The 12859-nt window shown below is 69.4% G+C and carries 14 protein-coding genes, 1 tRNA gene and 1 other RNA gene; 8 read left to right on the forward strand and 8 right to left on the reverse strand.

Translation table 11 applies throughout. The annotated features are described in order from the left end of the window. Position 1: 1 nt before the first annotated feature. The gene (locus LCL87_RS16020) at positions 2 to 1381 is read right to left on the reverse strand and encodes an FAD-dependent oxidoreductase (protein ID WP_225021309.1); all 1380 of its coding nucleotides are present in this window, start codon (positions 1379 to 1381) and stop codon (positions 2 to 4) included. A gap of 156 nt (positions 1382 to 1537) precedes the next feature. Between LCL87_RS16020 and LCL87_RS16025 the strand changes: the two genes are divergently transcribed. Together LCL87_RS16025 and LCL87_RS16030 are read left to right on the forward strand one after the other, a co-directional pair. Continuing rightward, entirely contained in the window at positions 1538 to 2149 is a 612-nt protein-coding gene (locus LCL87_RS16025) for a TetR family transcriptional regulator (RefSeq protein WP_225021311.1), read from the forward strand. 143 nt (positions 2150 to 2292) lie between these two features. Beyond that, entirely contained in the window at positions 2293 to 2691 is a 399-nt protein-coding gene (locus tag LCL87_RS16030; protein WP_225021313.1) for a VOC family protein, read from the forward strand. A 17-nt stretch (positions 2692 to 2708) separates the two neighbouring features. On the opposite strand, the gene LCL87_RS16035 is transcribed toward LCL87_RS16030, so the two are convergent. The 3 genes from LCL87_RS16035 to LCL87_RS16045 are packed head-to-tail and all read right to left on the reverse strand — an operon-like array spanning position 2709 to position 5133. Then, positions 2709 to 3149 (reverse strand): VOC family protein, encoded by a 441-nt coding sequence (locus tag LCL87_RS16035; protein WP_225021316.1) that lies wholly within the window; start codon positions 3147 to 3149, stop codon positions 2709 to 2711. Between the two features lie 34 nt (positions 3150 to 3183). Continuing rightward, positions 3184 to 3768 (reverse strand): HhH-GPD-type base excision DNA repair protein, encoded by a 585-nt coding sequence (locus LCL87_RS16040; protein ID WP_225021318.1) that lies wholly within the window; start codon positions 3766 to 3768, stop codon positions 3184 to 3186. Positions 3769 to 3813: 45 nt separating this feature from the next. Next, a complete protein-coding gene (locus tag LCL87_RS16045; RefSeq protein WP_225021319.1) occupies positions 3814 to 5133 on the reverse strand; it encodes a hypothetical protein in 1320 nt (439 codons plus the stop codon). A 134-nt stretch (positions 5134 to 5267) separates the two neighbouring features. Here LCL87_RS16045 and LCL87_RS16050 point away from each other — a divergent pair, with 134 nt between their 5' ends. Further along, on the forward strand, positions 5268 to 5894 hold the full coding sequence (locus tag LCL87_RS16050) for a DUF5701 family protein (protein ID WP_225021320.1): 627 nt from the start codon (positions 5268 to 5270) through the stop codon (positions 5892 to 5894). A 7-nt stretch (positions 5895 to 5901) separates the two neighbouring features. On the opposite strand, the gene fes is transcribed toward LCL87_RS16050, so the two are convergent. Next, positions 5902 to 7062 (reverse strand): enterochelin esterase, encoded by a 1161-nt coding sequence (gene fes / locus LCL87_RS16055; protein WP_225021322.1) that lies wholly within the window; start codon positions 7060 to 7062, stop codon positions 5902 to 5904. A 71-nt stretch (positions 7063 to 7133) separates the two neighbouring features. On the opposite strand from fes, the gene fepB reads away from it, so the two are divergent. Continuing rightward, positions 7134 to 8165: a Fe2+-enterobactin ABC transporter substrate-binding protein gene (fepB, locus tag LCL87_RS16060; RefSeq protein ID WP_225021324.1), complete on the forward strand. Its 1032-nt coding sequence runs from the start codon at positions 7134 to 7136 to the stop codon at positions 8163 to 8165. 71 nt (positions 8166 to 8236) lie between these two features. Here the strand turns inward: fepB and LCL87_RS16065 are convergent, their stop codons facing one another. Then, on the reverse strand, positions 8237 to 9529 hold the full coding sequence (locus LCL87_RS16065; RefSeq protein WP_510850784.1) for an aspartate aminotransferase type Ic: 1293 nt from the start codon (positions 9527 to 9529) through the stop codon (positions 8237 to 8239). A 43-nt stretch (positions 9530 to 9572) separates the two neighbouring features. Then, positions 9573 to 9667: signal recognition particle sRNA small type (gene ffs / locus LCL87_RS16070), an RNA gene on the reverse strand. A 96-nt stretch (positions 9668 to 9763) separates the two neighbouring features. Here ffs and LCL87_RS16075 point away from each other — a divergent pair. Both LCL87_RS16075 and LCL87_RS16080 read left to right on the forward strand, forming a co-directional pair. Beyond that, positions 9764 to 9851, forward strand: a tRNA-Ser gene (locus tag LCL87_RS16075). Between the two features lie 81 nt (positions 9852 to 9932). Beyond that, complete coding sequence (locus LCL87_RS16080; protein ID WP_225021328.1) at positions 9933 to 10892, forward strand: barstar family protein; 960 nt, start codon at positions 9933 to 9935, stop codon at positions 10890 to 10892. 9 nt (positions 10893 to 10901) lie between these two features. Here LCL87_RS16080 and LCL87_RS16085 read toward each other — a convergent pair whose 3' ends face one another. Beyond that, positions 10902 to 11396 carry a hypothetical protein gene (locus tag LCL87_RS16085; protein ID WP_225021329.1) on the reverse strand — a complete coding sequence of 165 codons (495 nt, stop codon included), beginning with the start codon at positions 11394 to 11396 and terminating at the stop codon, positions 10902 to 10904. A 78-nt stretch (positions 11397 to 11474) separates the two neighbouring features. Here LCL87_RS16085 and LCL87_RS16090 point away from each other — a divergent pair, with 78 nt between their 5' ends. Beyond that, positions 11475 to 12290 (forward strand): helix-turn-helix transcriptional regulator, encoded by an 816-nt coding sequence (locus LCL87_RS16090; RefSeq protein WP_225021331.1) that lies wholly within the window; start codon positions 11475 to 11477, stop codon positions 12288 to 12290. Further along, the gene (locus LCL87_RS16095) at positions 12287 to 12844 is read left to right on the forward strand and encodes a TIGR03086 family metal-binding protein (protein ID WP_225021333.1); all 558 of its coding nucleotides are present in this window, start codon (positions 12287 to 12289) and stop codon (positions 12842 to 12844) included. Before LCL87_RS16090 ends, LCL87_RS16095 begins: the two co-directional genes overlap by 4 nt. The last annotated feature ends 15 nt before the right edge of the window (positions 12845 to 12859 follow it).

Raw genomic sequence — 12859 nt, forward strand, 5'->3', positions numbered from 1 at the left:
ATCACATCTTTCCCTCGGCAGCAACGACTTCGGCTGCAGATGATTCACCGGAACGGACGGCACCGTCGAGGTACCCGTTCCAGTACGGCGAGTGCTCCGCACCGGCCCAGTGCACTCGCAGGAAGGGCACGTCGCGCCACATTCCCAGTTCGGTGACCACGCCGGGCGCGAGCACCGACGTCGGGCCGCCACGCGTCCACTCTTCCTTGGTCCAGTCCTGTTCGATCCACTCGACCGGTGTGAGCGCCCGCTTCCCGACGACCGTGGCGAAGGCCCGGAGCACCGCTCCCCGGCGCTGACCGGCCGGGAGCGACACCCATCGCCGCCACTGGGCGCCGCCGACGAAGCCCATCAGAATGCCGGGGCCACCGTCCGGTGGGGAGTTGTCGAACATCGAGCACACCGGCGAGGTGGGATCCCGGAAGACGCCCTGACCCGACAGTCCGTCCTTGCGCCAGAACGGTTCCGGATAGACTGCCTCGATCTTGCAGAGCGTGCCGAGGGCCATGCGTGAGAAGAGTGCGTCCTGCTGGGCCGGGAGCAGCGGATCCCACGAGATTCTGCTGGCCAGCACGGGGGGCACGGCGACGATCACCCGACTCGCGGTCCATTGGCGGTTGTCGCTGAACACCCGCACGCCACGTCCGTCCTGCTCGATCCTCCGCACCGGCTCGCCGAGCGCCACCGCATCCCCGAGCTCGTCGGCGAGCCGCAGCGAGAGCATCTGGGCACCGCCGTGGAACCGCGAATCCTGCGCTGCCCCACGCACACCGATCATCCGCTCGACGGTGCCCGGGGTGTACTCATTGCCCGCGCCGGCGACGTACGAGAGGCCGAACAGCGCGGACGCGTCGGTGGCGGTCCCACCGAATGCCGATCCCAGCAGGACGTTGAGCAGGTCCAGTCCGCCGTCGGTGACCGCGCCGCGCCGGATCCAACTCGTCAGCGACTGCGAGTCGAGAGCGCTCGCCCCACGCGCGTTCCACGGCTCGTCGACCGGGATGGACCTGGCGGCCCGGTTCACCCGGAGGATCAGCGCGCCCACGTCGGCCAGTGCGGCGGGGTCCGGCGGAACGTCACCGGTGAACGTCCGGGCCGTGCCGTTCTTGACGTAGGTACTGAGCCCCTGATCGTGGGTCGAGAAGGTCTCGACCTCGAGTTCCTTGGCCAGCGCCAGGACCCGGTCCTGGGTCGGGCCGACGAACTGGCCGCCGGAGTCGACGATCCGGCCGTCGCCGAGGTCGTGATTGAGCGTGCGGCCACCGACCCGGTCGCGCGCCTCGACGACCTGCACGGTCAGTCCTGCGTCCACGAGTCGACGGGCTGCCGTCAGCCCCGCCAACCCTGCACCGACCACGATCACATCGGTTGTCGATGCCATGGTCACTTCTCCGATCCTCGACTCTGAACAACTCGCATTCGTCCCGCAGGACGTCGAGACCGGACCGATGCCCCACCGACCGACCGTCGCGTGGAGCCACGTTAGAACAAAGTCTGGCCAAATGGCCAGACTTTGGTGGATCAGTATTCTCGATCCATGAATTCCTCACGTCGCTCGCACTACGCACGCGGACGCGAACGGCGCACGGAACTCGTCGCTGCGGCAATCGCAGTGATCGCCGAGAAGGGGCTCGAGCGAGTCACATTCCGAGCTGTCGCCGACCGTGCAGGGTTTCCCGCCTCCACGACCAGCTACTTCTTCGAATCGGTCCCCGATGTGATCGATGCGGCGATCACGCAGATTGCGGACGCGGTCACCGACAAGGTGGGCAAGCTGCTCACCGAAGCCCGGTCCGAGACGGTTGGCCGGGACGAACTGGCAGAGGCCCTGGTGGAACTCGTCACGGGGCAGGACAACGACGATTCCGTCGCGCAGTTCGAGGCATACCTGGCTGCGCGACGGCGACCCGAACTCGCCGAGCCGGTCCATCGCATCATGGGCGTGATCGAGGAGGCCACCGAACGCGCTCTGGAGCTGTTCGGCGTCGAGAATCCCGAGCTACCGGCCCGCCAGTTCGTCGCCCTGATAGACGGTTTCACGTTGCACGAGATCGCCCGACCGGGCGATCCGTTGAGTCGCGTCGCCCTGCGGGACTCGATGATTCGCCTGCTCGAGTCCCATCTGTCGAGCCCGGGGACATCTCGCTGAACCACCCGACGTGATGCGGCAGCCTCGCCGGTCGCCTAGCCCTTCGACCGAACGGAGGAGGTCGATGTGCAAACACCGCCCCGGCACATACCGGGCGGCGATAGGCTTGGTGGCACCAATGCATCCGGAGGAAGAGGTGCGTCATGGCGCCGTTCCCAGCCCTCACCCACATCGCGGTCACGGTGTCCGACATGGCCGCCAGCACCGAGTGGTACACCCGACTGTTCGGCTCACCACCGGTGCTCGACGAGGACGAGGTATCCGGCGCCTTCCACCACGCCGTGTTCGTGCTCGGAGGCGGGACGATGTTCGGCCTGCACACCCACATCGGCGAGCCCCCGAGCGGCGGCTTCGACGAACACCGAATCGGCCTCGACCACATCGCATTCGCCTGCACCACCGGCGAACTCGACTTCTGGCGGGACCGTCTCGACGAATTGGGCATCGCGCACGGCGGCATCAAGACCGCCGGCTACGGTTCGGGCCTGTCCTTCCGCGACCCGGACGGCATCGCGCTCGAGTTCTTCGCACCGCCCGGCTGACCCTGGCTGATTGCGCGTCAGCGCAGCTGCTCGAACAGGGACACGATGATCCCTTCGGGCCCACGGACGTAGGCCATCCGCACGCTGTTCTGGTACTCGCCGATGCCGCCGACGAGCCCGTACCCGTCGACCGCGACCGCGTCGACGGCCGCCTGGAGGTCGCCTACCTCGAAGGACACGTTGCGCAGCCCGAGCTCGTTGGCCATCGCCGTCGGTGATCCGGGCACGTGATCGGGCGTGACGAAGGACGACAGTTCCAGCCGGAACCCACCGCCGGGCGCCCGCAGCATCACGATGTTGCAGTGTGCGCCGGGGATGCCGCACACGGTCTCCACGAACTCGCCCTCCACGGACCCGGTGCCCTCCACCTCGAGACCCAGCCCGACGAAGAACGCCGTTGCCGCGTCGAGGTCCGCGACGGTGATCCCGACGTGGTCGAAACGTTGCACGTGCGCCATGGAATCCCTTGCCTTCGAAATCCGAGTGGACGGCCTACTTCCCCTTCGCCGCCTTCGCCGCGGCCTTGGCGGCCTGCTTGAACTCCCGCACCTCGAGGAGCGTCTGCCGGTCGACGACGTCGGCGATCGACCGGCGCGAGCCCTCGTCACCGTACGATCCGGCGGCCTCGCGCCAACCCTCGGGCTCGACACCGATCTGCTTCCCCAACAGCGCCAAGAAGATTCGCGCCTTCTGGTCGCCGTACCCGGGCAGCGCCTTGAGCCGCTTGAGCACCTCCTTGCCGTCCGGATCGCCCGACGTCCAGATCGCGGCGGTGTCGCCGTCGTAGTGCTCGACGATGTAGCCGCACAGCGACTGGATCCGCTCCCCCATCGATTTCGGGAACCGGTGCACCGCCGGCGGCTGCGCGCACACCGCGATGAAGTCTTCCGGGCTCATCTCGGCGATCTTGTGCACGTCGAGGCCACCGAGCCGGTCGTCGAGCTTCTTCGGGCCGGCGAAGGCGGTCTCCATCGGCACCTGCTGGTCGAGGAGCATGCCGATCAGCAGCGCGAGCGGGTCCGACGCCAGCAGGGCGTCCGCCTCGGGGTCACCGACGAGGTTCAGCGTGAGTGCCATGCCCCGATCCTGCCATCCACGCGGGCGTCGCAGGCACCATCGCCGTCACCGGCCGGGCGGACGCCGCCAGGCGACCACGACGACGATGACGCCCGCGGTGATCGCGATCGTCGCGGCCAGCGCCTCGAGCCAGTGCCCGAACAGCGTCGGCTGATCCACCGCGGGCACCGCCGCGAGCGCGGCGAACACCGCGACCACGGCAATGACACCGGCCGCGACCGTCCACGCCTGCGCGATCCGGGAATGCCGGTGCCCGCGACGTTCGGCGCTGCGCAGGAGAGCCCGCTCGATCACCCGGGTCGCCTCCCCCAGCTCGGCGTCGAGCGCCGTCATCTCCGTCGACAGCCGTCGCACCAGCGCCGTCCGCACCTGGGCGGGCGACATCCGCGGGAGCGACTCCCCGTCGTGCCGCGCCTCGGCGGCCAGCAGCACCCGTTCCATGCGCCGCGCCTGCACCGCGGCGACGTCGTCGAGCGCCGTCAGCAGGCGCGCGTCCTCGAGCACGTCGTGGTCACGCAGATGGTCGAGCACCAGACGGTAGTCGGCGGCGTGCCGGGCCCGGACCGCGACCCACGGCACCAGGGCCCGGATCATCTCGGCCACACCGAACACGTCGTGGTCGTGATCGGCGGCGGTCGCCTCGAGGTCGAACAGGATCGCGCCGGCGTCCTCCCGGACGGCGATGGCCGCACCGTCACGCACGGGCCGTTCGGCGAGGGCGAGGCGCTCCCACCGCCACCCCGCGGCGTCGGTTCCGGGCCCGCCGACGCACTGACGGACCCGATCGCCGCCGTCCCCGCGCACCTCGACGACCAGTCCGGCCGACGCGCGTTCGTGCCCGGTATCGGCGACCAGCTCGGACAACCGCAGGTTCGGCAGCGCGGGATCGAGATCCGGGAAGACCTCGTGCAGACGCGCGTCCGCGGTGAGCCCGAACGGCGCGAGCAACCGGTCGACCGCGCTGTCGATGCCGCTCCCACGCCAGTCGGCGAGCCCCTCGACCGGGTCGGCGGTCCAGTCCTCGCACGCGAGTACGACCCCGTGCCCGGGCACCTCCCACAGCGACAGGCAGTGCGCGGGCGGTCCGACATGGATTGGCGCGGAGACTTTTCCGAGTACCAGTGGGTCTCCCGTGAACTCGACGCACTCCCGCACCGCGAGCAGGTTCACCGGAAGCGACGCGCTCACCGGATCGTCGTTCGACGCCGGCAGGAACGGTGCGGATCCCGCGCCGGGACACGAATCGACCTGCGCGCCCGAGTCGCCCGGAATGTTCAGGGCCAGAAGGAAGACGTCGAGACAGCCCGCTCGACGCGTCGACGTCGCGGGCACACGACGCCCCTCGACAACGGCCGGGGTGGCCATGGCACTCACCACTTTCGAACCCGCCGCGACCGGCGCGGCGACCCTGGCCGGAGTATGTCAGCTTTCCGCCGGAACGGGAACCAATGCCGGAGACCGCGCGTTGAACCCTCCGCCGCCGTCGAAAGGATTCACCCGTGTCCGACGCCATCACCGAATTCGATCGCCAACTCGACCACCTCGTCGCCCTCGGCTACCCCGCCCTCGCGGGCACCACCGAGGAGTCTTTCCGCGAGGGGCTCGCTCCGCTGCGTGACATCGTCGCCGCCCGCCCCGACGCCGATGTGGTCCGGCATGAGGACCACGTCCCATTCGTGCTGGTTCCGTCCGGGATTCCGGCCGAGGAGGCGATGGCCCGCACCGCACTGGGCAGCAGACAGGGGTTCACCGTGCTCGAGGCCGGCGAACTCACCACGTTCCGTCCGATCGAGGGCGTCGACGTCCCCGACGGCCCCGGCTACCTGCTGTTCGACGTCGACACCGGATCCGAATTCCTCAACGTCACCCCGCAGGACGCGCTCGTCAAGATCACCGCGAACGGCCGCAGCCCGCTCACCATCGCCGAGGGCATCGCGCTGATCACCGCCCGGCCCGACATGCTCCGCAAGAACAAGTGCTTCTCGCTGTCGGCGTCGCGCTGCGGCGACAAGCGGGTGCCGGCCCTGTGGATCAGCGACCGCAGGCCGAAGCTGGGCTGGTGCTGGAACGGCAACCCGCACACCTGGCTCGGGTCGGCGCACGCCGGGGACCGGGCCGGAATCTGACCGAAGCTCAGGCGTCGGCGCGGCCCAGCAGCGCCGACGCCCCCTCGACCAGCAGATCGCGCCACTGAATGTAGTCGTGACCGCCGCAGAACTCGCGGTAGTCCACATCGAAACCCTTGGACCGCAGCAAGTCCCGAACCTCGCGATTCTCCTCGATCAGTCGGGGCTCGAGCTGTCCGGCCGCCATCCAGAAACGCGATCCGCTCGAGTCGGCCTGCGCGAGCCGATCCTGGATGGACCGTCCCGCCATCGGGGGCCGCGGCCACCAGAACGAGCCGGACAGGCTGACCGCCCCGCCGACGTGATCGGGCGCCTGCAACGCCGCGAAGGTGGCCGCGAGCCCGCCGTAGCTCGAACCACCGACCAGCACCGACGCCGGATCGCCGGTCGCACCCCACCGCTCGCGCAGGTACGGCAGCAGGTCGCCGGTGAGCGCGTCGAGAAACTCTGGGCTGCAGGGCAGTTCGCGCGAGCGCAGCCCGGGATCGATGCTGTCGATCATCACCACCAGCGGCACCCGGTGGCCACGCTCCCCGAGCCGATCCAGGGCGGGTGCGAGCGGAATCTCGACCGCCGCCACCCGGCCGTCGAACACGATCAGCACCGGACGCTCCCGATCGACGAGTCCCGGCGGCTCGTAGAACCAGATGCTCCGATCCACGCCGGCGAGCGAGCGCCCCTCCTCGGTCATGCGGCCGCGCGGCGCCGCTCCGTGCACCCACCACCGCTGCGGCGAGGCGCCCGGCATCACCGCCTCCGAGCGCGCGGGCAGTCCCATCGATGTCACGACCGGGAGCGGGTTCAGCTCGTCGGTGACGAGGTCGGCGAGCACCCCGCGCCACCACTCCCATTCCGTCTGCCCCGCAGCAGGTTCGGTGATCGGCTCAGTGCGCGGCAGGAACCCGTAGCCGCCGCGCCACTGCTCGGGCACCTCCCGCGGCTGCACCCACAGATCGCTGCCGGGCAGCTGGCAGAGCGCATTCGCGTCCGGATCCCGACGATCGGTGATGCCGTTGGCCTCGAGGTACACGTGCCGCACCGGCGAGCCCTCCGGCGCGTGCCAGACGAACGTCGCGGTCACGAACCCCGGCGGTCCGGGATCGATCAGCGGCGCACCCTCCGCCCGCAGACGACGCTGCAGGTCATCGACCGATGTGATGCTCGACATAGGTACCCCTTACTTAGGTGACGCTTTCCTAATAGTAGGGTCGGGCCACCCACCCCTCAGGAGGAGCCCCCTTGTTATCGACAACCCTGCGTCGGCGCTCGGCCGGTACCCGGATCGCGGTCGCCCTGGGCGCCCTCGCAATCGGGCTGACGACAGCCGCCTGCTCGTCCGACGACGAGTCCACGGACGCCTCGGCTGCCACCACCGCGCAGTCCGGCGAATGGCCTCGCACCGTCGAAACCGCCACGGGCCCGGTCACACTCGACGCCCAGCCGCAGCGCATCGTGTCCACCAGCGTCACGCTCACCGGATCGCTGCTGTCGCTCGACGCACCGGTGATCGGCACGGGCGCGCAGCCCAAGAGCACGGTCACCGACGATCAGGGCCTGTTCACACAGTGGGCCGATGTCGCCGCCGAACGTGACGTCGAGGTCCTGTACCAGGGCGCGCCGAACGTCGAGAAGATCACCGCGGCCGCGCCCGACCTCATCGTCGTCTCGACCAGCGGCGCCGACTCGGCCGCACAGCAGGTCGCGACCCTGTCGCAGATCGCGCCGACACTGCTGTTCGACTACTCCGACAAGTCGTGGCAGGACCTGACGACCCAGCTGGCCGCCGCGGTCGGCAAGGAGGATCGGGCGACGGAACTGCTCGCCGAGTTCGACGCCAAGGTCGACGACGCCAAGCAGGTCATCGCGCCGGCGCTGCAGAACGGCGCCGCCCCGGTGAACATCCTCACCTACAACTCGCCCGAGGATTCGCGCATCTTCACGGCCGAGTCGGCGCAGGGCCGTCTCGCCACCCGCCTCGGCCTCACGGTCGCCTCGCTCCCGGCCGAGATCACCGGCACCGGCGCGGCGGCCGGCCGATCGGACATCGTCGCGGTGAACATGGAGAACCTGCCGCTCGCGCTGACCGGGCCGACGACATTCATCATCAACGCGCAGCAGCCGGGCGCGGACAAACTGAAGGCCGACCCGACGCTCGCCGCCGTACCGTCGGTGCAGCGCGGCGCCGTCTACCCGCTCGACTTCGACAGCTTCCGCCTGGACTTCTACAGCGCGAACAACGTCGTCGACCGGATCGTGGCAGCGCTGTCGTAGCAGCGGCGACGGGGGGAAACGCACAGTGGCCGGTCACCGCGAGGTGACCGGCCACTGTCGTGTTCGGGGAATTACTGCTTGGTGAGCGCGTGCTCCGCGGCCGCCAGCAGCACGCAGGTCGCGACGCCGTCCATCGCCTTGGCGAGCTCGTCCATCGACGGGAAGCTCGGGGCGAGGCGGATGTTCTTGTCCTCGGGGTCCTGCTTGTACGGGAAGGCGGAACCGGCCGCGGTGAGCGCAATGCCGGCGTCCTTCGCGAGCTCGATGACCCTCTTCGCGGTGCCGTCGACGACGTCGAGGCTGATGAAGTAGCCACCCTTGGGCTCGGTCCACGACGCGACCTTCGTCGCCCCCAGACGCTCGTCGAGGATCTCGAGCACCTTCGCGAACTTGGGCGCCAGGATCTCGCGGTGCTTGTCCATGTGGGCGCGGACACCGGCGGCGTCGCCGAAGAAGCGCAGGTGACGCAGCTGGTTGATCTTGTCCGGGCCGATGCTCTTCTTGCCCAGATGCTGCTGGTACCAGGCCTGGTTGGCCGCGGAGCTACCGAAGAAGCTCACGCCGGCACCGGCGAAGGTGATCTTCGACGTGGACGCGAACACCAGCGGACGGTTCGGGTTGCCGGCCTCCGCCGCCATGCCGAGGATGTCGAGCGCGGGCGCGCACTCCTCGACCAGCGGGTGCACCGCGTACGCGTTGTCCCAGTAGATGCGGAAGTCGGGGGCCGCGGCCGGCATCGACGCCAGGGCGCGGGCGACGTCCTCGGAGTACACCGCACCCGTCGGGTTCGAGTACGTGGGAACGCACCAGATGCCCTTGATCTGCGGATCCGACGCCACCAGCTCGGTGACCTTCGCCATGTCCGGGCCGTCGTCGCGCATCGGGATGGCGATCATCTCGATGCCGTACGACTCGGTGATCGCGAAGTGGCGGTCGTAGCCGGGCGCCGGGCACAGGAACTTGATCACCGATTCCTGCGACCACGGCTTCGGGGAATCCGGGGTGCCGTGCAGCAGCGAGAACACGATGGTGTCGTGCATGATCTCGAGGCTCGCGTTGTTGCCGGCGATCAGGTTCGCCGTCGGGATGCCGAGCAGCTCGCCGAAGATCGCGCGCAGTTCCGGCAGACCCGTCAGGCCGCCGTAGTTGCGGCAGTCGGTGCCGTCGCTGTCCCGGAACTCGCCGTCACCCGGAAGCGCGAGCAGACCGTTCGACAGATCCAACTGTTCCGGTGCCGGCTTGCCACGAGTGAGGTCGAGCTTCAGCTTCTCCGCCTTGAGCTGCTCGTACTTCGCGGTCTGACGCTCGAGTTCGGCGCGAAGTTCTTCATGGCTCATCAACCCGATTTGGGTTTGCACAGGCATCTGGGCGGCCTTTCACCGACACGACCGGTCGGGGACGGGAAGAGATAGGGGACCCCGCGCACCCGGCAGAGCCCGTTGACCCTTGCTGCCTTCCGGCCCTGGGGGAGTTCACAGGATGCGCGCCGCGCGGGATCCGTCTACGAGTGTAACCGGACGATCGGGAATCGCAGTGATCCACCCCTCCCGGGGACCCCGTTTGGCATTCCGACCCCTCCAACAGGTAGGCTCCCCCACGGAGGATTCGCCTAGTGGCCTATGGCGCTCGCCTGGAACGCGGGTTGGGTTAACGCCCTCAGGGGTTCAAATCCCCTATCCTCCGCCACGGGAAGCCCCCGGTGACTTGTCACCGGGGGCTTTTCCTTTTGCGTAGGTGCTCTGCGAAAGCCGCGGATACGCTCGCCGCATGGTGCGGAGAGCGTTGTTCGACCCGACCGATCACGACCTGTTCGCCGTGCAGCGGCAGCGCTTCGATTGGACCCTGCTGCAGAACGGCACGGTGTTCCGCTACGACACCCACTTCCAGCTCGACAGCGCCTGCGACCGGCTCGGCGGCCTCGGTTACCTGGTGCACAGCATCGATGCCCGCGACTGGACCTCGGTCGAGGACATGTACGACGCGCTTGCCGAGAGCATGTCCTACGACCGTTCCTACGGCGGCAGCCTCGATGCGATGAGCGACGTCTTCGCCGACGTCGGCACCTACATCTTCGGCAGCGATCCGGAGACCACCGGAACCGTCCTGGCGATCGCCGGATTCGAGACTCCGCTCGGCATCGATCCGCGCACTGCGCGGGGAATCCTGGACGTGTTCGCTCGCCAGGCGCGGCTCACGGGCCTGTACGGCCACCCAATGCTGTGCCTGGTCGAATCGACCGCCACCGACCTCGGCCCGGTCGGCGGCACCGGCGTTTACCGTGGCAGCGTCTGGGACGTCGAACCCGAAACGCCCGAACCCTTCCACCCCGAGGACCTGGTCGAACACATCCTGCAGGTCTACGTCCCCGACCCCGCCGACTACGTCACGGCGCTTCGTTCGGTCCTCGCCGAACTCCTCGCACCGATCGGGCAATGGGAGATCCTCGGGCCGATTCCGATCACCGATCCGCGCGCGGTCGGAGACGCCCGACGCAACGCCCGGTGCCGCCCGCAGCCACTCCCTCCCGATTCCCGCTTGTGGCAGCTCTCGATCGGGGTCCGCGGGGAAGGCGATCACGACGTGCTCGCGACCCAACTCGTGCACGCCCACCACGACGCGGGTCTGCACTTCGAGGGAATGGCCTCGCGGCTTCACCTGGCCGGAACGCCGGAGCTCGAGGATGCGCTCGGGCGCTACCGGGAACTCCGAGACGACGCCGACCGCTGAGGGATTCGCTCACCCACCCGGAGCATTGGTGATCTTCTCCCCTGCCGGGTTGAGTGCCCACCACAGGTTGTCCATGCCCTGTCCCGCAACGGAACCGGGCCGCGGATCGCCCGCGAAGAGGTAGAGCGGCATCCCGTTGACGGTCACCTGTTTGCCGCCCTGCGGGCCGGGGATGGTGCCGATCACGCCGGAGACGCCCGCGATCTCGGGCCGGGACTCGTCGGTCGTCACGGGCGGCCACATCTGCAGGCACACCGCGTCGCACGCGCTCGCGTTCGTGCCGGGTTCGTCGCGGTCGTAGGCGTAGACGGTCATGTTGTCGACATTCACGACGACCTGACCGATGCTCGATTCCCCCGTCGTCAACACCGGGCCCGCCGACGGCACGGTGGACGGCATCGTCGTCGACGACGGGACGGGTCCGGAGTCGTCGCTGTCGGAACAACCGACCAGCGCGGCGCCCGCCGCGACTGCGGCGAACGAGATCACCAGGATTCTTCTCATGCCGTTACTCCCGTCCGTGTGTCCAGTCCGGCCCGTTCCGGGCGCGGATTGTCGGTGGTCACCCCTACCCTGAGCGTCATGGGGTGGTACACGCCGACGCCCGTGGCGCCGGACCTGTCTGGAGCGCTCGTGTGCGCGTGGTCCGCGAACGCCGAGGGCCGACACCTGCTGGTGCCGGACGGCTGCGTCGACGTGCTGTGGATCGCGGGAGTCGGCGTCCGGGTGTGCGGGCCGGAGACGGCGGCGTGGTCGTTCACGCTGCCGCCGGGCAGCGAGTCGTTCGGCATCCGGTTCCGCCCGGGGGCGGCGCCGCACGTGCTGCGCACGTCGGCCGCGCAGATCCGCGACATCCGGGTCTCGCTCGACGACGTCCTCGGCTCGGCGGCCGAACGAGTCCTGATCGATCGGCTCGAGCACGCGGCCGACACCCCCGAACGGCTGACGATCCTGCAGGACACGGGCCGGCAGTGGCTCACCGCGCAACACGAGCCCGACCCGCTCGCGGCCCGGATCACGTCGGCGCTGGCCTCCCGATCGTGGAGCGTCGAGAGCCTGGCGGACGCGTCGTCGATGACGAGTCGGCAACTGCACCGCCGCTGCAACGACGCATTCGGGTACGGGCCGTCGACGCTGCGGGCGATCCTGCGCCTGCAGCGGTTCATGGCGCTGGCTCGCACCGGACGGCACCGCGGCCTCGCTTCTCTCGCAACCGAATCCGGCTTCAGCGACCAGGCGCACCTGTCCCGCGAGTGCCGCCGCATCGCCTCCATGACTCCCACAGCGCTGCTCGACAGCGAGGCGCCCGACTGGCACGGCGAGGCGTCGGTGCTCGACCCGGGCGTCCGATCCGTACAAGACCGCACCACCGCGACGAACGGAGAATCAGCCGCATGATCACCACCGAATCCACCCCGGACCTGTACCGGCGCCTGGCCGCCGCACTCACCGACCGCGTCGACGCGGTGCCGGCCGACCGCTGGGACGCCCCGTCGCCGTGCGACGGCTGGACCACGCGCGACGTCGTCGCCCACACCGTCGAGACGCAGGCCCACATGGTCGGCGTCGTCGGCCTGGCGATCCCGGACGGCCCGTCCACGACAGTCGATCCGGCCGCGGCGTGGCGGCACACCCGCGACGCGGTGCAGGCGATCCTCGACGACCCCGCCAAGGCATCGCTCGAGTACGACGGCCACTTCGGGCGCACCGATCTGGCCGCGACGATGCGCACCTTCTACTGCTTCGACCTCGTGGTCCACGGCTGGGACATCGCCCGAGCGGCCGGCCTCGACGAGACGATCCCGGACACCGACCTCGACCTGCTCGACGCCGTCATTGCGCAACTGGGTGATTCGCTGCGCATGGACGGGGTCTGCGGCCCGGCGCTGAACGTGCCCGACGACGCCGACCGGCAGACGCGCACTCTGGCCGCGCTGGGTCGCCGCGCCTGAGCCGATCGCACCCGG

The organism is Prescottella equi, from assembly GCF_020171745.1.
In the GTDB taxonomy this organism is placed as follows: domain Bacteria; phylum Actinomycetota; class Actinomycetes; order Mycobacteriales; family Mycobacteriaceae; genus Prescottella; species Prescottella equi_A.